The organism is Candidatus Nanopelagicales bacterium, from assembly GCA_041393815.1.
Lineage (GTDB): Bacteria > Actinomycetota > Actinomycetes > S36-B12 > JAWKJK01 > JAWKJK01.
The window spans coordinates 1-23188 of sequence record JAWKJK010000007.1 but is presented as its reverse complement, the minus strand read 5'-3'; the positions used below and the strand labels follow the sequence as shown (position 1 = coordinate 23188).

Here is a 23188-nt window from a genome sequence, read left to right as displayed (position 1 = left end):
TCGACGGGGACCGCGCCCCGCGAGGAGGTCGACCGTGAGCTGGATGGACGCCGGGGAGTGGCTGAACCCGCCCGTCGACGCGCGCGCCGACGGGGACGAGCTGCGGGTGACCACGGTGCGCGGCAGCGACTTCTGGCGCGACACCTACTACGGCTTCACCCGGGACACCGGGCACGCACTGCTGACCGGGATCGCCGGGTCAGGGTCCCTGGAGGTGGACCTGCGGGTCGACTTCGCGCACCTGTACGACCAGGCCGGGCTGATGCTGCGGACCGACGCGCAGACGTGGCTGAAGGCGGGGGTCGAGATCACCGACGGGGTCCCCCATGTCGGGGCGGTCGTCACCCACGGGGAGTCGGACTGGTCGCTCGCCCCGGTGCCGGAGTGGTCCGGCCGCGTCGTCACGGTCCGGGCCTCGTGGGCGCAGGGTGCGGTGACCCTGCGGGCGCGGGCGGCCGGGGACCCGTGGCGGACGATCCGGCTCGCGCCGTTCCGGGTGGAGGGGTCGACCCGGGCGGGGGTCTACGCGTGCTCGCCGGAGCGGGACCGCCTGGTGGTGACGTTCACCGGGGCCCGCAGCGGTCCCCCGGACCCCGGCCTGCACTCCGACCCGCCACCCCCCACCTCGGCCGAATGAGTCCCGGCGTCGCTTACCGGGCCAGTTCCGGGCCGTAAGCAACGCCCGGACTCATTCCGTCGCGGGGGGCGGGGGAGGACGGGATCCGGGCGCGGGGGCTGCAGGGCCCGGGGAGGCGTCAGTGGATGCCGGACATCAGGCGGCGGATGGGCCGGATCAGCGCGAACATCACCAGCGACACCAGCACCGCCGCGATCCCGAAGACCGCGAAGATCGTCGTGTACGCCGCATCGTCCAGCGCCCGCAGCACCTGTCCGGCGATCGAGTCACCGACCGCCACCGCGAGGAACCACAGCGCCAGCATCTGGCTGCCGTACCCGGCGGGCGCCAGCTCGGTGGTGGCCGACAGCCCGGTCGGCGACAGCAGCAGCTCGGCCCAGGTCTGGATGAGGTAGACGGTCACGATCCACAGCGCGGAGGACTGCTGCCCGTTGTCGGCGGCGGCCGCCGGCGGCAGCATGATGAGGAACGACAGCCCGATGCCGACCATCGCGATCGCGAACTTCAGCGGCAGCGACGGCGCCCGGTTCGCCAGCTTCATCCAGATCCACGCGAAGACCGGCGCGAACATGATGATGAAGATCGGGTTGATCGACTGGAACCAGGCGGTCGGCACCTCGAACCCGAACACGTCCCGGTCGATCCACTGCTGGGTGAACACCGACAGCGTGCTGCCGGCCTGGTCGTAGATTCCCCAGAACACCACCGCGGCGAGGAACAGGGCCGCGAAAGCCTTCACCCGCGAACGCTCCACCGGCGTCATCGGGGCCCGCATCAGCCGGACGAAGTAGATCACCGGCAGCACCAGGATGATGACCGTCAGCATCGTCGTGACGTCGGCCGCGTCCCAGCCGAAGAGGACCGCGTCGACGACCGCCACGGCGGCGACGACCGCGGTGGAGATGAGAGCGATCCGGCCTGCCTTGCGCAGCTCGGCCGGCGTGGCCTTCGCCGACGGCTTCATCCCGGCATCACCGAGGTTCTTCCGGCCGAGGACGTACTGGACCAGGCCCAGGCACATCCCGATGCCGGCCGCCGCGAAGCCCCAGTGCCACCCGTAGTTGATCTGCAGGTACCCGGTCACGAGCGGGGCGAGGAAGGCCCCGAGGTTGATGCCCATGTAGAAGATCGAGAAGCCGGCGTCGCGGCGGGTGTCGTCGGGGGTGTAGAGGTGCCCGACAATGGCGGAGATGTTCGGCTTGAGCAGCCCCGTCCCGCCGGCGATGAGCAGCAGGCCCAGCCAGAACATCGTCTCCGCGGGCAGCGCCATGCTGAAGTGCCCGGCCGCGATGATGATGCCGCCGGCCAGGACCGAACGGCGGGCCCCCCAGATCTTGTCCGCCAGCCAGCCGCCGGCGAGCGGGAGGACGTAGACCAGGGCGTTGTACGAGCCGTAGATGGCCGCGGCGTCACCGTCGCTGAAGCCCAGGCCCGGGCCGGGCGGGTAGCCCTGGGTCTGCGGCGCGGTGAGGTAGAGGACGAGCAGGGCGCGCATCCCGTAGAAGGAGAAGCGCTCCCACATCTCGGTCATGAACAGCGTGGCCAGGCCGCGCGGCTGCCCGAAGAACGTCTTGGCGGAGTCCGGGGTCCCCGCGAACGCGTCGGCGGTCACCGGCGCATCCTCGCGCAGTCACGAGCCGAGCAGGCCCGGTACGCGTACGCGATCTCCCGGCTCATCGGAGCAGGTTGAGGGCGGCCAGGACGGTGAAGCCGAGGACCAGCCATTCGAACGTCGTCGCGTCGAGGTGGCGGACCACCCGCCGGCCGACGAAGGCGCCCACTAGGACGGCGGGGGCCATCAGCACGAGCAGGACCAGGGTCTGGGACGAGATGAGGCCCAGCGCGATGCTGAACGGCACCTTGGTGAGGTTCACGACGAAGAAGAACCAGGCCACCGTGCCGAGGAACGCCATCACGCGCAGCCCGGCGCCGAGCAGGTACACGGTCATCACGCCGCCGCCGGCGTTGGCCACCATGCTGGTGAAGCCGGCCAGGACACCCGCGCCGGCCGTGACGACGCGGCGGGGCGCGCCGGGCTCGACCGGCTCCTCCTCGGGCGCCGGCCCTCCTGCGCCCGCCGACGCGGCCTCCCGACGGGTCCGGCGCCGGGCCAGCCACTTGCGCACCAGGTGCACGGCGACGAGCAGCAGGAGCACCCCGCCGATGGTGCGTCGCATCAGCGTGTCGTCGACCCGGCCGACGAACACGACCCCGACGACGATCCCCACCGCGACGGAGGGGATCAGCCGGATCAGGATGGCCCAGTCGACGTGCCGTCGGTACGCCCGGATCGCCACCAGGTCGCCCACCAGGAGCAGGAGCAGCAGGACGCCGGTCGACTCGCGGGCCGGCAGGACGGTGGCGTACGTGGCCACGGCCAGCAGTCCGACGCCGGCGACCGCGGTCTTGGAGAACCCGACCAGCACCGCACCCAGGGCCAGCGCGACCCAGCCGGCCGCCGACACCGTGGCCAGGTCCATCCGCCCGCGGCCCCCTCACGACGAGACCGGCCCCGCGCCGGGTGGCGCGGGGCCGGTCGTGAGCCTAGCGAGGGTGGATCAGGGGACCTGGCGGGAGAAGACCGCGTCGATCTCCTCGCGCTCGGCCTGCGTCGTCGCACCGGCCCGCAGGTCGTCCCACATCCGCAGCGTGGCCTCGAACGGGTCCGGGCTCTCGGTGCGGGGGTGCGGGAGGCGGCTCCTCAGCCGTTCGCCGATCACGGTGACCAGCTCCTTCTCGTCGGTGGACCGCTGCTCACGCGGGTCGCGTGGCGGTCACCGTGGTTGTCACCGCTTCAACCACCCGCCAAACCGAGTGTGTCCGTCGTCACGCGCGGCCGGGAGGAACCGTCAGGCGCGGGCGGCCCGATCCACGACCTGGTCCACCAGCAGGGCGGCCGCGGCGAAGCGGCGCCCCAGGTTCCGGTCGGGTGAGCACGCCGCAGCGTCGGCGAACGTGACCTGCAGCTGCCGCAGGAGCGTCAGCGGTACCACCGCGCGGTCGTCCAGCAGCGGCAGGCCCAGCAGCTCGTGGACGGCCTCGGTGTCCCGGCGGCAGCAGCTCGTGCCGTAGGTCGACACAACCTCCGCCCCCGCGGTCTCGGCCAGCCTGACGAGCGAGGAGACGTTCGCCACAGCCACCAGGGTCCCCCCAGGGTGATGCCGCACCGCCGTGCAGGTGAAGCTGGGCTCGCTGGTCGAGATCCGGTCGTCCATGCCCGCCTCCGAGAGACGTTCCCGTACGGGTGCCGCAGGGACGTCATCGGCAGGACCGCGACGCGGACTTGAGCCAGCCCGGATGTGAGCCGGACGACCGCGGGGTCAGGCCAGCCCGCGCAGCGCCCGGGCGGCCTGGTCGGCGTGCTCGACCGGGTGCGCGGCGTAGATGCGCAGCCAGTCGTCGACCGTGTAGCGACCGGACTCCGTGTGCATCCCGTACCGGGACAGGTCCTCCGGGGACAACCGGCGCAGCAGCGCCAGCGACGACGCCCGGACGGCCGCGAGCACCGCGAGCGGCTCCGCCACCGGCAGGTCCGCGTACCCGAGCAGCGGGCTGCGCGCCCACGCGGCCTCGTCGTACCCCTGGATGACCGACCCCGGCGGCTCGGCCAGCAGGCGGCGCAGCCGCGTGTGCGACTGGGTCTCGCTGTCCGCGAGGTGGTGCGCGACCTGCCGGGCCGACCAGCCGTCCGGGTGCCGCCGGTCCAGGTCGTCGGGTGCGACTCCTCCGAGCACCTCCAGCGCGTGCCGCGTCGCGGCCTCGTAGTCGTCGACGCGGGCAGCCAGGTCGTCCGTCATGTTCGGCAGCGTACGGACCGCGCTGTCAGCCAGCGCGTTGCTGGCGGTAGTAGTTCCTCCAGATCAGCCGGTGCACGGGGATCCACCGAGGGATCGAGCGCAGGCCGGGAATGAACGGCAGGAACATCAGCCCGAGCGAGAGCGCCGCCATGATGGAGAAGATGATCGCGTCGGCGTTGGTGGTGAGGAAGTCGTCGGGGTTGTCGGAGTTGAACTGCGGCAGCTGGTACCACAGCGAGTACCCCCACAGCCACGCCTGGCCGGGGAAGCTGCCGGTCTCGTTCATCATCCCCCAGGTGTTGCCCTGCAGGTTCGCCGCCGTCGCGGCGTCATCCAGGTACGACCCGTCGCCGAGGAACAAGATCGGCACGGTGTAGTCGGTCTGGTACGCCCCGCCGCGGGCCATGAGGACGCCGTCCAGAGCGCCCGACGAGGCCATGTCCGTCAGGCCCTTGGCCAGCGCGGGAACCGGTCCGTAGTCCCCGGCGGGTACCGCGTTCGGGTCGACGGCGCCGGAGTCGTCCGCGGTGGACTGCAGCGCGTCGTCGTAGGCCGTGGCCCACGCCGCCTGCTGGTCCGGGCCGGCGGACTGCCACGCGCTCAGCGCCGAGGCCACCGCGTCCGGCTGCTGCTGGCTGCTGAGCGGGGTGATGACGAAGTCGTTCGCGGGGTCCACCGGGTGGGTGACTCCGAACCACCGCTGCGGAGCCAGTGGCCCGAGGGCGATCCCGTCGCCGTTGGTGTTGTACGGCGGCCCGTAGCCGGCGGACTCGCTGGTGCCCGCGAGCTCGGACACCGTCGTGGCGTAGAAGTTGGTCGGGTTGCTGGTCGCCCAGCCCCGGAAGGTCAGGGCCGGGGGGTCCGGGGAGGAGAACAGTCCCGCGAGGACCACCGTCAGCACGCTGACGATGACCACCGCGACGACGCCCTCCTTGACGATGTCGTACCGCCGCCAGGGACCGCGCCACTCCTGCGCGGCGACATCGACCTGGTCGTGTGCCAGCGCGCTCATGCCACCTCCTCCCGGTCACTCGGTCCGTCGGTGCCGCTACGTGGGGGGACCGCCTCGAGGGGAGGGACCACGCCGCGACGTCGGACCAGCAGGACGTGCCACACCGCGATCGCCCCGACGACGAACGGCAGCAGGCAGGCATGGATCAGCAGCATCTGGCCGAGGTTGGTGACGTTGAAGAACGCCCCGATCCCGACGGCGTTCAGACCGTCCTTGCCCTCGAAGGAGATCCACTGGGAGTCGAAGTTGGTCTGGATGAGATAGCCGGTGAAGGCGGTCGCGATCGACACGAGGAACGCCACGACACCGGTGATCCAGGTCAGCGCGCGACGCCCGCGCCATGCGGCCATCCAGAACTTGCCCCAGAGGTGGACGACCATGAAGGCGAAGAACAGCTGCACGCTCCAGAAGTGCACGCTGTTGGTGAACAGCCCGAGGGACGACGTGTGGTACCAGGCCGGACCGGCGAAGGCCAGCACGAGCCCGGACACCAGGATCACCAGGAGCGCCGCGATCGTGGCGACGCCGAAGACGTAGATCCACGAGGCGACGTAGGACGGCTGGCGGTCCGGCAGCAGCCGGTCGGGGGGCAGCGTCGCCATCCACCTCCGACGCACCCGGCCGGTCCACGTCGGGGTCGGCGGGGCGTCGTCGGGGGCGGCGTCCGCGGCGCGCGGGCGGGGGTCGGTGGTGGTCATCGCTGCCCCCTGTCCTGGGGGAACGGCAGGAGGACCGCGAGGGCGAACAGCAGCAGCATCACGAGGATGACGACCAGGTTGGGCACCGAGATCTGCACCCAGCCCCAGTGCAGGTAGGTGGCGGGCTGCTCCAACGACACGGCGAGCACGGACGGGTCCATTCCGGCCTCCTCCCGAGAGTCCGAGGGCGAGGTCCCTCCCGTCGAGTCTCCGCCGGTCCGGGCGCCCCGGGGCCGCTCGGCGGCTGTGAAGTCGCTGTGGATCTGCTGGGCGTTCGCTGTGCCCGCGGGATCGCCGTCAGCGCACGGACCGCGCGGCGGCGAGACGGCGCGCGTACGAGGTGTGGTCGAACGTCACCGGCATGACGCCGATGAACCGGGGGTAGATCAGGCCCAGGTCGAGCCGTGGCAGCAGGTGCGCGTGCGGGTGCGGTTCGGGGTGCCACACGATCTGGTACGGCCAGTGGTAGCCCAACGACTCCAGCCGCACCAGTGCATCGACGAGGGCCGCGGCGAACAGCGGCCCCATCTCCTCGGGGCTGGGCTCCCACGGTCGGGCCTGGCACCCCGGCTCCCCCGGCGCCGGGTGCAGCGCCACCCGCAGCTCGCCGCTGGTCGCCGGCCCCCACGGCACGTACAGCGTCCAGCCGTCCCGCTCGTCCACGATCCGGTCGGCCTCGCGGGCTCGCCGCAGGTCGCGGCAGACCGGGCAGTCCGGCTGGTCCGGCTCGCCGGTGGGCGGCTGCCAGGAGAAGCCGGCAACCTGGCCGTGCAGGTGCGGCAGCGAGGAGCCGGCCTGGACTCCGACGCTGAGGAACGCCAGCGCCGAGCCGTACTGCTCGGACAGGTCCGCCTGCCGCCGCAGCAGCAGCGTCACCAGCGCGGTCGCGTCGGCGGGGTCGAGCCCGTCCAGCGAGGTGGCGTGCTCGGGGGTCAGCACGAGCTCCACGGTGCCGGCGCCGTCGGCCTCCTCGCCGCGCGCGGCGGGCAGGGCGCCGCGTCCGTCCGGCGGCGCGTCGAGCAGCTTCCAGCGGTTGTCGACGGCGTACGCCCGTCCGGGCGGCCCCAGCTCGGCCCGCAGCACGTCGCCAGCGGCCGAAGGATTCTCGCCGGCGAGGTCACGCCGGGCGATGCCGCACAGCGGGCAGGCGGCGGGGCCCTCCGGCAGCTGCCGGACGACCGTGGGCACCGGCTTGCCGGTCTGGTCGACCTCGATCGCCACGGTCCCGGTGAGCAGGTCGCAGCGCAGCACGGGTCCCATGCTGCCGTACGGGCGCGCCGTCGCGGGCGCGGTCGGCTGGGCTCAGACGCTGCTGCGCCTGCCGAACACCGCGGCGGTGCCGCCCACTGCGACAACCGCAACCACGATCTGGAGGGCGTGCCTGATCCAGTCGAACCCGGCCGTCTCCTGGACGCCGAGCAGGCCGGCCAGCCAGTCGCCGACGAGCATCCCGACGATCCCGGCGATGACGACGGCCCACCAGCGCAGGTTCTGCTTGCCGGGCACGATCAGGACCGCGAGGACGCCGATCAGCGCACCACCGAGGACGATCCAGATCAGGTTGCCGATGCTCCAGTCCATGGGCCCTCCTCGGTGCGCGGGTCACCGTGAGCCGCGTGGCCGGAGTCAACCGGACTGGTTCGACGCCCGCAACCGGGATCCACCCGCGACCGCGACCGCAGGATCAGGCCGCCGGAGCGGTGTTCTGCGCGGCACCTGCCCCCGCTCGATCCCGTTCGAGCCGCTGCACGAGCCATTCCGAGGCGACCGCAGCCGCGAGTCCGACACCGGCACCGACGAGGAACTCGACCAGCCGTAGCCCCAGGGCCCCCGAGCCGGGTCCCTCGGCGGCGCGAGCCGCGAAGACCACGGGCAGCGGCGTGAGCAGCGCCTTGGACAGCATGCCGTTGCGCAGCAGCACCAGCGCCCCTGCCACCGCCAGCGCGAGGACGCACGCGACAGGCCGCCCAGCAGCAGCGGGAACGTCCAGTCCCGCCAGTGCGGCCGCATCACCATCCGCCGGAGCCGGGGGGTGTCCACCGCGAGCGCCCCCTCGGGGAGGGCGAGCCGCGGGACCCGCACCACCCGGGGCACCAGGAGCACGAGCAGCCCGGCCCAGGCCGCGCCGGCGGCCGCAGCCGCCGCCACGGCGAGCAGGCTGGCGCGACCCGGGGACAGCGCCGCCGCCACCAGGCCCGCGGACGAGACGGGGAACCAGGCGAGCTGGCCGACGAGACCCGCCTGCGTCAGCGCCCCTTGGACCACGAAGAGCAGGAGCACCAGCAGCACTCCGCCGCCCGCCGTCGGGGCCAGCCACGCTCCCAGCGTCACGGCCACCGGGGTGGCGACGACCGCCAGCGCGGTCCACCGCGGCTGTCCCAGATCGGGCCCCAGGCTGGACAGCGACACCAGCGCGGCGACCACCGCGGCGAGGACCGCCGCGTGCGTGAGCCACGGCACCGCCAGGCCGATGAGGGCCGGCAGTAGGACGGCGAGCAGTGCCCGTACCGCCAGGTCCCAGCGCAGCACCGCGACCAGCGGCAGCGCCGAGAGGTCCACGGCGGCGACGGTAGTCCGCGCGATGGCCCACCTGCCGCACTCCCGGTAGGTTCGGGACTCCGGATGACCGCACCTCAGGAGAGCACCCATGGGCCTGCGCCTCGGGGACATCGTCCCCAACTTCACCGCCGAGACGACCGACGGCGAGATCGACTTCCACCAGTGGAAGGACGGCTCCTGGGCCGTCCTGTTCAGCCATCCCGCGGACTACACGCCGGTGTGCACCACCGAGCTGGGCCGGACCGCGGCGCTCAAGAGCGAGTTCGACGCCCGCGGGGTCAAGGCGATCGCGGTCTCGGTCGACCCGATCGAGGACCACCGCGGCTGGGCTCCCGACATCGGCGAGGTCGGCGGAACCGACCTGAACTTCCCGATCATCGCCGACCCCGACCGGGTCGTCTCGAGCCTCTACGACATGATCCACCCGGAGGAGGGCGACACCGACACGGTGCGCTCGGTCTTCATCATCGACCCGGCGAACAAGGTCCGGCTCACGCTGACCTACCCCAAGTCGGTCGGGCGCAACTTCGACGAGATCGTCCGCGTCATCGACGCCCTCCAGCTCACCGACCGGTTCCCGATCTCGACGCCGGTGGACTGGACCCCCGGTGATCGCGTGATCGTCTCGCCGAAGATGTCGACCGACGAGGCCCGCGAGACCTTCGGCGAGGTCGAGGAGATCAAGTCCTACCTGCGCTGGACGGCACAGCCGGAGTGATACCGACGGCACGGTGATCGGCGGCGCGCTCGCCCCGGACTCACGGACGGCCCGATCCCGCCCCGCCACGGGCGACGGATCGGGCCGTTCGGTCTCCCGGAAGGGGCCTCGGACCCGATCCCGGGCGTCCGGCCCGCCGCTACCGTGTCCGACGTCGACGTCCACCACGGCCGGCGGCGCCTCCCGTCGTGCACTGCGGGTCGCCACCGGCCGTCGAGCACGGGAAGGCGATGCGCGTGCCCACGCTGCTGATGACGGGGTTCCCCGGGTTCCTCGGCTCCGCCCTGCTGCCGCGCCTGCTGGCCCGGCGCGAGGGCGTGGACGCGGTCTGCGTCGTGCAGGACCGCTACCTCCCCGCGGCCGAGCAGCGGCTGCGGGAGATCGAGGCGGAGCACCCGCACGTGCGCGGCCGGGTGGCGCTGCTGGTCGGGGACATCACCGTCCCGGGCCTGGGCCTGGGCAGCGACGGCGAGGAGCTCGCGGCCGACGTCACCGAGGTGTGGCACCTCGCCGCGGTCTACGACCTGTCCGTCCCCGCGGAGATCGCGCAGCGGGTCAACGTCGACGGCACCGCCGTGGTCCTGGACTACTGCGCCACCTGCCCGGGGCTGGAGCGGCTGCAGTACGTGAGCACCTGCTACGTCAGCGGCCGCTACGAGGGCGAGTTCGGCGAGGACGACCTGGCGGAGGGGCAGGAGTTCCTCAACCACTACGAGTCGACCAAGTACGAGGCCGAGGTGCTGGTGCGGGCCGCGATGGCGGAGGGCTTGCCCGCCACGGTCTACCGCCCCGGCATCGTGGTCGGCGACTCCGAGACCGGGGAGACGCAGAAGTACGACGGCCCGTACTTCCTGGCGGCGTTCCTGCGCCGGCAGAAGGGCCCGGTGGCGCTGGTGCCGGCGGTGGGCGGCATCGACGAGGTGCGGGTGTCGGTGGTCCCGCGCGACTTCGTCATCCGGGCGATGGACGAGTTGTCGGTCCTGGACCGCTCGCTGGGCCGCACCTACGCGCTGACCGACCCCAACCCGCCGACCGTGCGCCACCTCGTCGACACGTTCGCGCGCCACCTGGGGAAGCGGGTCGTGTGGGCGCCGCTGCCACTGGGACTGACCCGGACCGTGGTCGACTCGGTCCCCGGCCTGGAGTGGCTGCTGGGGATCCCCGCGGAGTCGCTGGACTACTTCGCCTCCCCCACGACGTACGGCACCGAGCACACCACCGCGGACCTCGAGGGCACCGGCCTGAGCTGCCCGCCGTTCGAGTCGTACGCGGGGACGCTGCTGGACTTCATGATCGAGCACCCGGAGATCGACTCGGCCGCCATGGCCTAGCCGGGACCCAAGGAACGACGCATCCGTACGACGCAGAGAAGTGACTCAGGGAGAGCCGATGTCGCGCAGCAAGCCCTCGACCGTGGTGAACGTCAGCCTGGCCGGGTCGGACCGGGACTACGACGCCCGGGTGCGGTTCCTGGAGAACGACTTCCGGATCATCCGACTGGGCACCGACGGTGACGTGGACGCGGCCACCGAGCTGGTCCGGGAGTGGGACGGCCGTGCGGACGCGATCGCCGTCACCGGTATCCGAGAGGCCCGCGCGGCCGGGCTGTACGACGGTGAGCTGGCCGCCATCGAGCACGTGATGGCCGCGGCCCGGGTCAGCCCGGTCACCGACGGGCACACCCTGCACGACGTCCTGCAGGAGTGGGCGATCCGGCACGTGCAGACGGAGCTGCCCGGGTTCTTCAACAACGCGCGCACCGTCGTCCTCGGCGGCCTGAACCACGACCGCACCACCCGACTGCTGCGCGACTACACCCCCAACCTGGAGTTCGCGGACCCGCTGCTGCGGTTCGACGTCCCCGCCAAGCTGGAGTGGAACCCGATCCTGGGCCTGGGCGCTCAAGCCGCGCTGTGGCCCGTGCGCCGCCTGCCCGGCGTGGTGCAGGAGAAGGTCAAGGCACCCGGTACCCGGCTCAGCAACGCGATGGCGCGCCGGGCCGCGCGGGACGCGGACGTCGTGGTGGCCACGTACGACGAGCTCATCGGCTTCGGCCTGGAGGACCTGGCGGGGAAGACGCTGGTGTCGTCGGCGATCTCCGACGAGCGGCTGGCCGAGCTGGGCAGCCGGGGCGTCGACATGGTGCTGGACACCACGCCGCAGCCCTTTGACGGCGTCACGGTCGGGTCGGCTGTGCTCGAGGCGATGATGATGGCGCTGGCCTCGCACGGCGGGAAGCTCACCAACGACGACCTGCTCGACATGATCGTGGCGGCCGGGCTCGAGCCACGGCTGCTCTACCCCAACGGACCCAAGCGCAAGAGCCGGTTCGCCTTCGTCATCCACCCGCTCTCGCAGAAGTTCTTCGCCCAGGTCGAGCCGCTCGGCACGATCTCGAAGGTGGCGCCGTCGCCGGTGATGGACGCGGTGGAGAAGGCGATGGCGTACGCGCCGCCCTTCGTCTACAGCCACGTGACCGGGATCAAGTCGCCGACCGGCGCGGAGGCCGAGGGCTGGCTGATCACGGTGGGCGGGACGCCGAAGGAGCTGATGGCGCACAGCCCGGAGTTCACCTACGCCCGGCTGCTGCAGGCCGCCGACACCGCCCGCAAGCTCGGCGCCCAGGTGATGGGGCTCGGCGCGTTCACCAAGGTGGTCGGTGACGCGGGGGTGACGGTGGCGAAGCAGGCACCGCTGCCGATCACGACCGGCAACTCCTACAGCGCGTCGGGTGCCCTGTGGGCCGCGCACGACGCGCTGGAGCGCCTCGGTATCGCCGACATCGACGATCGCGGCCGGATCCGCGGCACCGCGATGGTGGTGGGCGCCACGGGCGCGATCGGGTCGGTGTGCGCCCGGCTGCTGGCACTGGCCAGCGACGAGCTGTGGCTGGTGTCACCGGAGACGGCGAAGCTGTTGGCGCTCAAGCACGACATCGAGCGGGAGAACCCCCGGGCCGAGATCCACATCGCGGCCACGCCGAACGGTCATCTGCGCCACATGGACCTGATCGTGACCGCGACCTCCGGGGCCGGGAAGCGGGTCCTGGACATCATGGAGGTCAAGCCCGGCTGCGTGATCACCGACGTGGCGCGGCCGCTGGACCTGTCCGCGGAGGACGTGGCGAAGCGGCCCGACGTGCTCGTCATCGAGTCCGGCGAGATCGAGCTGCCGGGCGAGGTGCACATGCGCAACATCGGGCTGCCGAAGGGCGTGGCCTACGCGTGCCTGGCCGAGACGGTCGTGCTCGCGCTGGAGGGCCGCTACGAGACCTTCACCGTGGGCCGCAACATCGAGTGGGAGAAGGTCAAGGAGATCTACCGCCTCGGCCTCAAGCACGGCATGAAGCTGGCCGCGATCTCCGGGGTCAACGGCGTCTACAGCGACGAGGACATCGCCCGGGTGCGCGAGCTGGCACTCGCCGCGCGGGCGGGCGGGTCGGCCCGGCGCGGGCGGAAGACGACGTCGACCGCGTAGCCGGCGACACCGATCGGCGTCGTGCCGTGCCGGGCCGTCGGACGTGACGGTGGCCGGCCAGCGCACCCTGGCTGACCGTGCCGGACGGCGCTCCGGGTTCGGTTCAGCGAGTGACGGCGAACCAGCGGCCTTCGTTGTCCGCGAATGCGAAGCTGGGACGGCCTGAGTGCTCGCCCACGGCCGTCGTCTGCACCCCGCGCTCCACCAGCGCATCGTGCACGACGTCGAGGTCCGCGACCCGGAATGCGACCGACGGTGTCGCCAGGTCCAGGCCGTCGGGGTTGTCCTTCATGAGCGCCAGCGGCACCAACTCGAAGGAGAAGTCCTGGTCGGCGAAACCGACCTCGACCACACTGAACCCGCCGACCTCGTCCCTGCGGCGCTCGACCATCCCGACCTGATCCACCCAGAAGGCGCGGCAGGCCGCGGCGTCCTCCACGTACAGCACGACGTAACCGACCCTCACTGTCGCCTCCTTGGGACCAGGCGCGGGCCGGTACCGACAGGCGCGCCCCGGCGACTCTAGTGGCGTCGGACAGTGCAGCGACACCCGTCACCAGTCCGGGACTCCAGCCCCGCCCACGGGCGTTCCTCTTGACGCCTGCGGAGCGATCCCGGACCGTCAGTTCGTACGGCTGCGGCACAGCACGCACGACCACCACGACACGCCGGTACCTCCGGCGTGGCGACACGCGAGGACACCGATGGCCGAGGACGTCGACCGGACCCAGGGGCAGACCGCCCGGGCCAGCTACGACCGGATGAGCAAGGTCTACGGCTGGCTGTCCGACAGCAGCGAGCGACGGTTCGTCGAGGACGCGATCGACGGTCTGCTGAAGCCGCAGCCGGGCGAGCACATCCTGGAGCCGGGGTTCGGGGCCGGCCAGGTCCTGGTCGCGCTGGCCGAGCTGGTCGGACCATCCGGCCGGGTGTACGGGATCGACATCTCCGACGGCATGGTGGCCGAGGCGACGAAGCGGGCCGAGAAGCACGGCGTCGCGGACCTGGTCGACATCCGCCAGGGCGATGCGGCCGCGATGCCGTACGCCGACGCGTCGTTCGACGCGGTGTTCATGAGCTTCGCCCTGGAGCTGTTCGGCGACGAGGAGATCCCCCGGGTGCTCGGGGAGGTTCACCGGGTGCTGAAGCCCGGCGGTCGGCTGTGCGTGGCCTGCATGTCCAGCCACGGCGGCAGCACGGGGATGGAGCGGCTGTACGCCTGGGCGCACGACCGGTTCCCGTCGTTCGTGGACTGCCGGCCGATCGATGCCTCGGGGTGGCTGAGCCGCAACGGCTTCACGGTGGTCGAGCAGCGCCCGCTCACCATGTGGGGACTGGCCGTCGACCTCGTCCTGGCCCGCCCTGCATCCGCGTGACCCCCCACCCGCATAGATGTGAGCCGAACGGTCGCTACCGGGGCGGCTCGGGGCCGGGTAGCAACCGTTCGGCTCACTTCTGCGGCTCGGCCCGCCCGCGGGATGCGGGAAGCCGTCGCGGCGGAGGCGACCGGCCGTCAGGTAGCGACGGTGAGGAACCGCTCGTTCAGCTCGCGGGCGTGGTAGAAGATCGCCTTCCCCAGCTGGTCCGGCGTCCAGGTGACGACCGGGCGGTCGCGGAAGCAGCGGTACCCGCCCGCGAACGTCTCGTTCCGGTTCCCGGAGGGATCGAAGAAGTAGATCGTCGTGCCCCGCGTGATCCCGTGCCGCGTCGGACCGATGTCGATCGGGGTGCCGTCCATGGCGAAGATGTCGGCGGCCTTGAGGATGTCGTCCCACCCCCGCATCTCGAACGCGAAGTGGTGGATCTTGTTCTCCGGCGCCTCGAGCAGGGCGATGTCGTGGTTGGACTCGCCGACCGTCAGCCACGTGGCGATCGTGTGCGCGTCGTCGTCCAGGCTGGTGCGGACCCGCTCGGTGGGGTACATCCCGACGCAGTCGATGAAGAAGCGCTCGATGCCCTCGGGGTCGTTGACCCACAGCAGCGCGTGATCCAGGCGAGGTGCGCCGATGCCGACCATGTGGCGGGGGAACGCGTCGGGGTTGTGGGTGCCCACCTCGAGGCCCCACGGGGTCATGTGGCTGTAGAACTCGATCTGGTGCCCACTGGGCAGCGTCACCCGGATGCCGTCACCGACCTCGGGGTTCTCCCCCGCCGTCATCCGCTCGACCGGGTAGCCGTACGCGAGGGTCCGGCGCTCGATGTCGGCGATGTCGTCCGGCGTCTCGCACTTGAAGCCGCACTTGACGTAGCCGACCCCGCCCTCCTCGATCACGACCGAGTGGTGGTCCCACTCGTCCCAGCCCTTGAAGTAGACGCGGCCGTCCTGCTCCAAGGTCGGGTACAGGCCGACCGTGTTCGCGTAGTGCTCCTTGGCCTCGGCCAGGTCGGTCACCCGCACGTGCATGTAGCCCATTCGCATGACGCCCATCGCGGCACCGCCTCCGTTACTGCCGTCCTCCGACGGCCTGGTTCGAGTCCCCGCGCGCACTCGCGAACAGGGCCATCAGGGGGTTGACCTGCCGCAGGACGTCCTCCCGCAGCGAGATCGTCAGGTCGCCGAGCGCCACCGCACGGCAGGACAGGCAGGTGCCGGCCGCGCGCTCCTCGGCGGGCAGGACCTTGTCCGCGACGGGGCGCGAGTAGTCGACCGCACCCTCGAGGAGGTCCACCTTGCAGACGCCGCAGCCGCCGCGGCGGCAGCCGACCCGGTACGCGTAGCCGTGGCGGTAGAGGCACTCGAGGACCGTCTCGCCGTCGAGCATCTCGACGGTGACGTCCTCCGGGACCACCCGCAGCTGGGGCATCGGCGTACCTGCCTGTCGTCGGTCCGCCGGACCTGACCGGCGACCGCTGCGACCATGGCAGCGACCGGCCGAGTCGCGGCGCTTCGTTCCCGTACACGGAACGACGACGTGCCGACCCGGTGCGTGGGCAAGCGCCCCTACTCTCGGCTCGTGACCACCGCGCCCTCCGCGTACGTCTATGCCGCCACGCGCACCCCCTTCGGACGGCTCGGCGGCGCCCTGGCGGGGGTACGCCCGGACGACCTGGCCGCGACCGCGCTGACCGGTGTCCTGGCCACGGCACCCGACCTCGACCCGGCGGACATCGGGGACGTGGTGTGGGGCAACGCGAACGGGGCGGGTGAGGACAACCGCAACGTGGGCCGGATGGCGGTGCTGCTCGCCGGCCTGCCGGTGTCGGTGCCGGCGACGACCGTGAACCGGCTGTGCGGCTCGTCCCTGGACGCCGCCATGACCGCGTCCCGCCTGCTCGAGTCGGGGGACGCGGAGATCGCCGTCGCCGGCGGGGTGGAGTCGATGACCCGGGCCCCCTGGGTGCTGCCGAAGCCCGCCCGGGGGTTCCCGGCGGGGGATGTGACCGCGGTGTCGACGACGCTCGGCTGGCGCCTGGTCAACCAGCGGATGCCGAAGGAGTGGACGGTCTCGCTGGGCGAGGCCAACGAGCAGCTGGCCGAGAGCCTGGCGATCCCTCGGGAGCGCCAGGACCGGGTGGCCGCCGAGTCCCATCGGCGTGCCGCGCAGGCCTGGGCCGAGGGCCGGTACGACGACCTCGTCGTCCCCGTGCCCGGCGTGGAGCTGGCACGCGACGAGACCATCCGCGACGACAGCACGACGGAGGCCCTGGCCGCGCTGCGGCCCGTCTTCCGCGCCGACGGGACCATCACGGCCGGCAACGCCTCGCCGCTCAACGACGGGGCCTCGGCGGTACTGCTCGGCACCGGGTCCGCGGCCGGGCGCCTCGGGCTGGCCCCGCTGGCACGGATCGCCGGGCGCGGCGTCGCGGCCGTGGCGCCGCAGCAGTTCGGCATCGCGCCGGTCGAGGCGGCCGAGCGGGCCCTCGCCCGAGCCGGCATCCGCTGGGCGGACGTGTCCGCGGTGGAGCTGAACGAGGCGTTCGCCGTCCAGGTGATCGCCTGCCTCGACGCCTGGCCGATCGACCCGGACATCGTCAACGCGTGGGGCGGCGCCATCGCCATCGGCCACCCCCTGGGCGCCTCCGGCGGTCGCATCCTGGGGACGCTCGCGCACCGCCTGCGGGACTCCGGCGGCCGCTGGGGCGTGGCAGCCATCTGCATCGGCGTCGGCCAGGGGCTCGCGGTCGTGCTCGAGAACGAGGCGGCGGATCGCGCGTGACGACACGGGTGTGCGACACCGTGGACGAGGCGGTCGCCGGCGTCGAGGACGGCGCGACCGTGCTCATCGGCGGCTTCGGAGCGGCCGGGATGCCGTTCGAGCTGATCGACGCGCTCGTCCGGCAGGGGGCGACGGACCTCACGGTGGTGTCGAACAACGCCGGGAACGCCGACACCGGGATCGCGGTGCTGCTCGCCCGCGGCCGGGTGCGCAAGGTGGTGTGCTCGTTCCCGCGCCAGCACGACTCGTGGGTGTTCGACGACCTCTACCGGGCCGGGCGGATCGAGCTCGAGCTCGTCCCCCAGGGCACCCTCGCCGAGCGACTGCGGGCCGCCGGTGCGGGCATCGGCGCCTTCTTCTGCCCCACCGGTGTGGGCACCCCGCTGGCGGAGGGCAAGGAGTCCCGCGTGATCGACGGGCGCGGCTACGTCCTGGAGTACCCGCTCCGGGGGGACGTGGCCCTGATCAAGGCGCACACCGCCGACCGGGCCGGGAACCTGGTGTACCGCAAGACCGCCCGCAACTTCGGGCCGGTGATGGCCACCGCCGCCACCACCTCGGTCGCGCAGGTCAACCGGGTGGTCGACGCCGGTGCGATCGATTCCGAGACCGTGGTGACCCCGGGCATCTTCGTCGACCGCGTCGTCGTGGTCCCCGACCACGGTGGGGCACGGGCATGACGCCACCGACGGTCGAGAACGTCGACCGGGGCCCGCTGAGCCGCGACGAGATCGCCGCCCGCATCGCCCGCGACATCCCGCCCGGGTCGTACGTGAACCTCGGCATCGGGCAGCCCACCCTGGTCGCCGACCACCTCGACCCGGACGCCGGAGTGGTCCTGCACACCGAGAACGGCATGCTCGGGATGGGCCCTGCCGCAGCGGATCACCAGATCGACCCGGACCTGGTCAACGCCGGCAAGCAGCCGGTGACCGAGCTCGCCGGGGCCTCGTACTTCCACCACGCCGACTCGTTCGCGATGATGCGCGGCGGCCACCTCGACGTATGCGTCCTCGGTGCCTACCAGGTCTCCGCGACGGGTGATCTGGCGAACTGGCACACCGGGGACCCCGACGACATACCCGCGGTCGGAGGTGCCATGGACCTCGCCATCGGGGCCCGTCAGGTGTTCGTGATGATGACGCTGTTCACGAAGGACGGGCGCCCGAAGCTGGTGCGCGAGTGCACCTATCCGCTGACCGGGGTCCGCTGCGTCCACCGGCTGTATACCGACCTGGCCGTCTTCGAGCTGGGGCCGGCCGGGGCGGGGGTGGTCGAAACGTTCGGCATCTCGTACCGCGACCTGGCCCAGCGGCTCGACATCCCGCTTCGACGGTCGGCCGAGCCGACGTCTGCCTAGCCGAGGGAGTCGGGATCGGCGCCGCCGGCGACCCGGGCCAGCCGTCGGAGGGCGTCGCCGATGCTCGTCGGCTGGGCGGCCGACGGGGAGGCACCGGGGTGCTGCGGCGCGATCCGCACCCGCAGCGCGGCCGGACGGATCCGGAAGGTGACCGGCGCGGACATCCGCAACGCCTCGCCGTCCACCCCGAGCGGGATGTCGCCGTCGGAGTCGACGGTGAACTCCTGCGCGGTCGACTGCTCCAGCAGCGACCGGCGTCCGGTGTCCGTCTCCCCGCCGATCACCGCCACCCCGAGGACGCCGGCGGACATCGTCGGCCGGGTGCCCGACCCGATCATCCGGCCGAGCCGGTACACGTTGTTGGACACCAGGATCACGGCCGCCGACGAGCGGTGTTCGCCGTCCTGGTCGGTCCACCGCAGCTCCTGCGGGCTGTCGCCGCCGGGCCCGAGGACCTCGGGGACGGTGCCGAGGATGGTGCGGATCTTCGCCTCGCGGTAACCCTCGCGCTGCACCGCCTCGGCGTACAGGCCGAGGGAGACGTTGTTGACGAACACCCGCCCGCCGACTTCCGCCAGGTCGACCCGCTTCTCCCCGCCGTTGACGAACGCGTCCAGCGCTCCCACGACGTCCTCCCGGTCCACGCCGAGGTCGAGCGCGAAGTGGTTGCGGGTGCCCGCGGGAATGCAGGCGAACGGCAGGTCGTGCTCGGCGGCGATGGTGGCGACCAGCGCCTGGGTGCCGTCGCCACCCGCCGCCATCAGCCCGTCGGCGCCGTCGGCCACCAGGTCGCGGACGACCTGCTCCCAGTCCTCGCCCGGCTGGAACTCCCGCGGGGTGATGCCGCGCGCGCGGGCCTCCTCGGCCAGGTTGTTGCTCACCGCCTTGCCGCCGCCGGACTTCACGTTGTAGACGACGACGGCCCTGGTGGGCGGTGCGGCCGGCGACAGCCGGCGGTGGACGGTGAAGGCGCGCTTGCTGACGACGACCGCGGCGACGAGGACAGCAATCCCGGTCAGGCCCACCACGTGGATCCCGTTGACGAGGATCGAGCCGACGGCGCCCACCACGAGGAGCGCGGCGACCGACCATGCGACGTACCGGGTGGTGCCGGTGCGGATCAGCCCTTCCCAGGCCACCCAGACAGCCACGACGAGAAGGCCGAGGGCCACCAGACCGAACGGGAAGTCCTGGACCGCGGCGAGGCCCATGCAGACCAGCCCGCCGAGGAGACCGGCCAGCGCGAGGATCGCCGCGAGACGAGAGGACACGGGCTCAGGCTAGGGCGCCCGCGCGTGCCGGCGTGCCCCCTTCCCCCTTCGCCGAAACCAGTTGCTTCCGGGCCCACATCGGCACCGGTAGCAGCGGTCTCGGTGGGACGGGGCGGACGGCCGACTCGGCGACGCGGGCACGTGACGCCTACCCTCGGCGCATGCCGACGTACGAGTTCCGCTGCCGCGCCTGCGGCGACACGTTCACGGTGGTCCGGCCGATGGCCGAGTCCGGCGTACCCGCGGCCTGCCCCGAGGGGCACGACGACACCGTCCGACTGCTCGGCATCTCCGCGGTCGGCGTGGGGACCCGGCCCGGCCCGCAGCCGGCCCCGGGCGGCTCCGGCGGCGGCTGCTGCGGCGGAGCCTGCGGCTGCGGCTGACGTCAGCTGGCGACGACCGAGTCGAGCTCGGGCACCGCGGGTCCCGACGCCGCGGCAGTTGGACTGAGAACCGGTGACGGCAGCGCCGCGAGTGCCTCCGGTCGAAACCCCTTGGCCACCAGCCAGATCCCGAGCGCGAACTCCCACGCCGCGACGGGCAGCGCGGCGACCGTGCCGATCGCGGTCATCTGGGTCCAGGCGCCCAGCATGACGCCGGCCGACGAGACCAGCAGGAGCGGCCCGCCGACCAGGCCCACCGCCGGGATCACCCGCGGGACGAGCCGGGTGCGATACAGCATCGTGCCCAGCAGCAGGGCGTTGGTCGCCGACATCACCGCCGGACCGAGCAGGAACGCGTACGTGTGCAGTTCGGTGAGCGCGGCCGACGCGGTCGCTGTCGCCACGGCGTCGTTCCTCAGGGACAGCAGCGACAGCACGGCCAGCACCCCTACCAGGATCAGAGCGGCCTCGATCGTGCGCGAGGCCACGAACGCCAGCCCGAGCGGCTCGCTGCCGCGGCGGGTGACCGGGTAGAGCACGACAGCAGTGCCCACGCAGGCAGCGGCCAGCAGCACCTCGAGGACCGACCCCCAAGCCGCCCACAGAGGATGCGCACCGGAATCGAGGAACGGCGTCTTCAGCGCCAGGGCGGGCATCGAGGTCACGAAGGTGGCCAGGTAGAGCACTCCGGCGACGAGGGCGAGCTTGCGGTCGTGGGTCATGGCGTCCTCCCGGGATCAGGTGTACGGCGTACACCTCCGTGTCCGGGCACGCTAGGCGTACGCTGTACACCTCGTCAAGCCCCGGGGAGGCCCGCCGTGCCCGCTGGCTCTCCTCGCCGCACGCCCCTGGACCGCACGCGGGTCGTCGCCGAGGCGGTCGCGCTGGCCGACGAGCAGGGCCTGGACGCGGTGAGCATGCGGGCGTTGGCGGGGCGACTCGGCGTGGTGCCGATGGCGCTGTACAAGCACGTCGCCGACAAGGACGACCTGGTCGCCGGGATGCTCGACGCGGTCATCGACGGGTACGCAGCACCGCCGCTGGGGACGGACTGGCGGGACACCGTCCGGGCCCGGATCCTGGCCGCCCGGCAGGCCCTGCTCGTCCACCCGTGGTTGCGACCCGCCATCGAGGGCGCGACGCGCCGCACGCCGAGCGTGCTGCGTCACATGGACACCCTCGCCGGGGACCTCATCGACGCGGGCTTCTCGGTGGACCTCACCCACCACGCGATGCACGCCCTGGGCCACCGGATCTGGGGGTTCAGCCCGGAGGCGTTCTCCTCACCGGCGGCGGGCGGCGAGGAAGCGCCTCCCCCGCCCGAGGTGATGCAGCAGCTGGCCCAGGCCTTCCCGTACGTCACGGCCATCGCCCTCGACGCCGCCACCCGCAACCCGACCGGCGCGTGCGACGAGCAGTCGGAGTTCGAGTTCACCCTCGACCTGCTGCTCGACGCCTTCGAGCGCCTGCACGCCGCCGGCTGGTCCTCGGTGCAGACGTGAGCCGACGAGTCGCTTCCGCGCGACGTACGGCCCGGGAGACGACCGCTCGGCTCACAACTGCGCGCTTCCCGCGGGTCCGCCGGCGGACCGGTGCCGTCTGGCGTGACGCCGTGCGTCGCCGGGCCCTGCTCCTCGGAGTCACCGCGGCGGCCGTGGCGATCAGTCTGGCCGGGTGCTCGGAACCGACGGCCACCGAGGACTGCCGCAGTGACGTCCGGGTCGGGGCGCTGCCGGAGTGGGCGATGACCGGCTTCAGCGACGGGGCCCAGGTCCCCCGGGCCGTCGGTCATGCCGGCCGCATCGTCGCCGTCCCCTTCAGCCAGCCGCTGGTGGCGTCGCAGGACCCCGCGCCGCAGAACAAGGTGCTCCTCGTCCCACGGGAGCCCCTGACCGGACCAACACCCCTGCGCATCGAGGCGCGCCTGTCGGGGACCGGGGACGTCGTGTTTCGCGAGCGACCCGAAGGACCGGGACCCGGCACCCTCGACCTCCCCCAGCCGGGGTGCTGGCGACTGACCCTCACCTGGGGCGACCAGACCGACACGCTCGACCTCGACTACGTCGCACCGCCGCCGAGCAGCTCCTGACGTACGAGGAACTCGTGGAGACGCCCCGCGATACCGACGGCGCCGTCAGTTGGTCGACGTGATCCATCCCGCTACGCCAAGCTCGGAGTTCGATCCACTGACGTACACGTGGTACTCCAGTCCCTGGTATGCGCCCTCGCCCACGTAGTGCGCCTCGCCGTAGTTGAACGGGGTGACACCCTCCGCGAAGGGGAGCACCCCGGTCAGGTCGACCACGCCCTGCGCCCACCCGCGCCACGTTCCGCCGTCCGTCGTCAGCACGGCGTCCGGGGCGCTCCAGGTGCCAGCGTCCGCTCCCGGCTCGATCCGCGACGTGCTGAGCAACGTCTCGGTCCCGGTCACTCGGGGGTCGGACATCGTGTCCTCGCACTCGAACCGCTCGACGATGACCCGGACATCGTCGACGACGTCGTCACTGACGTCGGTGAGCGTGCAGGTCGAGGCTCCCACGACCGCGGTGGCATCGTCGGGTGGAGCCCCGACGACATCACTGCCCGTCCCTCCGGCACAGCCTGTCAGGCTGGCCGCGACAATCACCACCAGGATGGTTCGACCGGCACCCCCCATGCGGAGCCTCCCCCGGCATTCTCCTCCGGAGCGCAGCCGGCGACGCGGGCCGTTGGACCTGGGGTCCGTGGTGACGAGGAATGTCGATTGCCGCTCGAGGTTCCCGCCGACCCCCGGACCCGGGGAACGTGGAGCCGCCTGTCGGAATCGAACCGACGACCTACGCATTACGAGTGCGTCTGGGTCGATTCGATCTTGATCGGCTCCCCCAGGCCGGGGCTCTGACCTGCGAAAACGCGTTCGCAGGGTACCTCCAGGATCCGCCTGACGTCTCGGATCACCTGTGGCAAACCGTCGATCTGTGGCAGAACGGTGGCGACCGGAGCCGATCCCGCAGTAGGCCGATCACCGTCGACGCGAGCTCCTAGCGCGTAGCGGTCACGCGGACGTCCTCGCCCCGGGCCACGATCATCCCCCGGCTGGCGATGCGGGCCAGCGCGCCCAGGACGTCGGCACCCAGGAC

28 protein-coding genes are annotated in these 23188 nt (G+C 72.3%); 11 read left to right on the top strand and 17 right to left on the bottom strand.

From position 1 onward, the window contains the following. Positions 1-43: 43 nt before the first annotated feature. Positions 44-637 (top strand): DUF1349 domain-containing protein, encoded by a 594-nt coding sequence (locus R2737_16455; protein MEZ5117854.1) that lies wholly within the window; start codon positions 44-46, stop codon positions 635-637. A gap of 118 nt (positions 638-755) precedes the next feature. Here the strand turns inward: R2737_16455 and R2737_16450 are convergent, their stop codons facing one another. From R2737_16450 to R2737_16400, 11 genes are all read right to left on the bottom strand, one after another. Continuing rightward, positions 756-2249 (bottom strand): peptide MFS transporter, encoded by a 1494-nt coding sequence (locus R2737_16450; GenBank protein ID MEZ5117853.1) that lies wholly within the window; start codon positions 2247-2249, stop codon positions 756-758. Between the two features lie 61 nt (positions 2250-2310). Further along, a complete protein-coding gene (locus tag R2737_16445) occupies positions 2311-3117 on the bottom strand; it encodes a sulfite exporter TauE/SafE family protein (protein MEZ5117852.1) in 807 nt (268 codons plus the stop codon). Positions 3118-3195: 78 nt separating this feature from the next. Beyond that, a complete protein-coding gene (locus R2737_16440) occupies positions 3196-3357 on the bottom strand; it encodes a hypothetical protein (GenBank protein MEZ5117851.1) in 162 nt (53 codons plus the stop codon). Positions 3358-3486: 129 nt separating this feature from the next. After that, entirely contained in the window at positions 3487-3852 is a 366-nt protein-coding gene (locus R2737_16435) for a hypothetical protein (protein MEZ5117850.1), read from the bottom strand. 105 nt (positions 3853-3957) lie between these two features. Further along, entirely contained in the window at positions 3958-4434 is a 477-nt protein-coding gene (locus R2737_16430; protein MEZ5117849.1) for a DinB family protein, read from the bottom strand. Between the two features lie 25 nt (positions 4435-4459). Beyond that, positions 4460-5446 (bottom strand): hypothetical protein, encoded by a 987-nt coding sequence (locus R2737_16425; GenBank protein ID MEZ5117848.1) that lies wholly within the window; start codon positions 5444-5446, stop codon positions 4460-4462. Further along, positions 5443-6144, bottom strand: a complete 702-nt coding sequence (locus R2737_16420) for a cytochrome b N-terminal domain-containing protein (GenBank protein MEZ5117847.1) — start codon at positions 6142-6144, stop codon at positions 5443-5445. The genes R2737_16425 and R2737_16420 overlap by 4 nt, the downstream gene beginning before the upstream one ends. Next, positions 6141-6305 carry a hypothetical protein gene (locus tag R2737_16415; GenBank protein ID MEZ5117846.1) on the bottom strand — a complete coding sequence of 55 codons (165 nt, stop codon included), beginning with the start codon at positions 6303-6305 and terminating at the stop codon, positions 6141-6143. The genes R2737_16420 and R2737_16415 overlap by 4 nt, the downstream gene beginning before the upstream one ends. A gap of 136 nt (positions 6306-6441) precedes the next feature. Continuing rightward, positions 6442-7395 (bottom strand): hypothetical protein, encoded by a 954-nt coding sequence (locus R2737_16410; protein MEZ5117845.1) that lies wholly within the window; start codon positions 7393-7395, stop codon positions 6442-6444. 51 nt (positions 7396-7446) lie between these two features. Further along, positions 7447-7725 carry a hypothetical protein gene (locus R2737_16405; GenBank protein MEZ5117844.1) on the bottom strand — a complete coding sequence of 93 codons (279 nt, stop codon included), beginning with the start codon at positions 7723-7725 and terminating at the stop codon, positions 7447-7449. A 45-nt stretch (positions 7726-7770) separates the two neighbouring features. Continuing rightward, positions 7771-8703 carry a hypothetical protein gene (locus R2737_16400; protein ID MEZ5117843.1) on the bottom strand — a complete coding sequence of 311 codons (933 nt, stop codon included), beginning with the start codon at positions 8701-8703 and terminating at the stop codon, positions 7771-7773. An 88-nt stretch (positions 8704-8791) separates the two neighbouring features. On the opposite strand from R2737_16400, the gene R2737_16395 reads away from it, so the two are divergent. From R2737_16395 to R2737_16385, 3 genes are all read left to right on the top strand, one after another. Continuing rightward, positions 8792-9421, top strand: coding sequence for a peroxiredoxin (locus R2737_16395; protein MEZ5117842.1), 630 nt, complete (start codon positions 8792-8794; stop codon positions 9419-9421). Positions 9422-9657: 236 nt separating this feature from the next. Further along, positions 9658-10752: an SDR family oxidoreductase gene (locus tag R2737_16390; protein MEZ5117841.1), complete on the top strand. Its 1095-nt coding sequence runs from the start codon at positions 9658-9660 to the stop codon at positions 10750-10752. Between the two features lie 58 nt (positions 10753-10810). Beyond that, positions 10811-12898, top strand: coding sequence for a hypothetical protein (locus tag R2737_16385; GenBank protein ID MEZ5117840.1), 2088 nt, complete (start codon positions 10811-10813; stop codon positions 12896-12898). A gap of 103 nt (positions 12899-13001) precedes the next feature. Here the strand turns inward: R2737_16385 and R2737_16380 are convergent, their stop codons facing one another. Further along, positions 13002-13364, bottom strand: coding sequence for a hypothetical protein (locus tag R2737_16380; protein ID MEZ5117839.1), 363 nt, complete (start codon positions 13362-13364; stop codon positions 13002-13004). A 238-nt stretch (positions 13365-13602) separates the two neighbouring features. Between R2737_16380 and R2737_16375 the strand changes: the two genes are divergently transcribed. Next, a complete protein-coding gene (locus R2737_16375) occupies positions 13603-14274 on the top strand; it encodes a methyltransferase domain-containing protein (GenBank protein ID MEZ5117838.1) in 672 nt (223 codons plus the stop codon). A gap of 137 nt (positions 14275-14411) precedes the next feature. Here the strand turns inward: R2737_16375 and R2737_16370 are convergent, their stop codons facing one another. Both R2737_16370 and R2737_16365 read right to left on the bottom strand, forming a co-directional pair. After that, positions 14412-15326 carry a catechol 2,3-dioxygenase gene (locus R2737_16370; GenBank protein MEZ5117837.1) on the bottom strand — a complete coding sequence of 305 codons (915 nt, stop codon included), beginning with the start codon at positions 15324-15326 and terminating at the stop codon, positions 14412-14414. A 16-nt stretch (positions 15327-15342) separates the two neighbouring features. Next, positions 15343-15702, bottom strand: a complete 360-nt coding sequence (locus tag R2737_16365) for a 2Fe-2S iron-sulfur cluster-binding protein (GenBank protein MEZ5117836.1) — start codon at positions 15700-15702, stop codon at positions 15343-15345. Positions 15703-15852: 150 nt separating this feature from the next. Between R2737_16365 and R2737_16360 the strand changes: the two genes are divergently transcribed. The 3 genes from R2737_16360 to R2737_16350 are packed head-to-tail and all read left to right on the top strand — an operon-like array spanning position 15853 to position 18415. Then, positions 15853-17055, top strand: a complete 1203-nt coding sequence (locus R2737_16360; protein MEZ5117835.1) for a thiolase family protein — start codon at positions 15853-15855, stop codon at positions 17053-17055. Beyond that, entirely contained in the window at positions 17052-17735 is a 684-nt protein-coding gene (locus R2737_16355; protein ID MEZ5117834.1) for a 3-oxoacid CoA-transferase subunit A, read from the top strand. The genes R2737_16360 and R2737_16355 overlap by 4 nt, the downstream gene beginning before the upstream one ends. Next, positions 17732-18415 carry a 3-oxoacid CoA-transferase subunit B gene (locus tag R2737_16350; GenBank protein MEZ5117833.1) on the top strand — a complete coding sequence of 228 codons (684 nt, stop codon included), beginning with the start codon at positions 17732-17734 and terminating at the stop codon, positions 18413-18415. Before R2737_16355 ends, R2737_16350 begins: the two co-directional genes overlap by 4 nt. Here the strand turns inward: R2737_16350 and R2737_16345 are convergent. Next, the gene (locus tag R2737_16345) at positions 18412-19686 is read right to left on the bottom strand and encodes a diacylglycerol kinase family protein (GenBank protein MEZ5117832.1); all 1275 of its coding nucleotides are present in this window, start codon (positions 19684-19686) and stop codon (positions 18412-18414) included. The two genes, R2737_16350 and R2737_16345, sit on opposite strands and share 4 nt — an antisense overlap. A gap of 161 nt (positions 19687-19847) precedes the next feature. Between R2737_16345 and R2737_16340 the strand changes: the two genes are divergently transcribed. Beyond that, complete coding sequence (locus R2737_16340) at positions 19848-20069, top strand: zinc ribbon domain-containing protein (GenBank protein MEZ5117831.1); 222 nt, start codon at positions 19848-19850, stop codon at positions 20067-20069. A gap of 2 nt (positions 20070-20071) precedes the next feature. Here the strand turns inward: R2737_16340 and R2737_16335 are convergent, their stop codons facing one another. Continuing rightward, complete coding sequence (locus tag R2737_16335; GenBank protein ID MEZ5117830.1) at positions 20072-20791, bottom strand: DUF4386 domain-containing protein; 720 nt, start codon at positions 20789-20791, stop codon at positions 20072-20074. 96 nt (positions 20792-20887) lie between these two features. Here R2737_16335 and R2737_16330 point away from each other — a divergent pair, with 96 nt between their 5' ends. Continuing rightward, on the top strand, positions 20888-21571 hold the full coding sequence (locus tag R2737_16330) for a TetR/AcrR family transcriptional regulator C-terminal domain-containing protein (protein MEZ5117829.1): 684 nt from the start codon (positions 20888-20890) through the stop codon (positions 21569-21571). A 110-nt stretch (positions 21572-21681) separates the two neighbouring features. After that, entirely contained in the window at positions 21682-22158 is a 477-nt protein-coding gene (locus tag R2737_16325) for a hypothetical protein (GenBank protein MEZ5117828.1), read from the top strand. A 45-nt stretch (positions 22159-22203) separates the two neighbouring features. On the opposite strand, the gene R2737_16320 is transcribed toward R2737_16325, so the two are convergent. Beyond that, entirely contained in the window at positions 22204-22608 is a 405-nt protein-coding gene (locus tag R2737_16320) for a hypothetical protein (protein MEZ5117827.1), read from the bottom strand. Between the last annotated feature and the right edge of the window lie 580 nt (positions 22609-23188).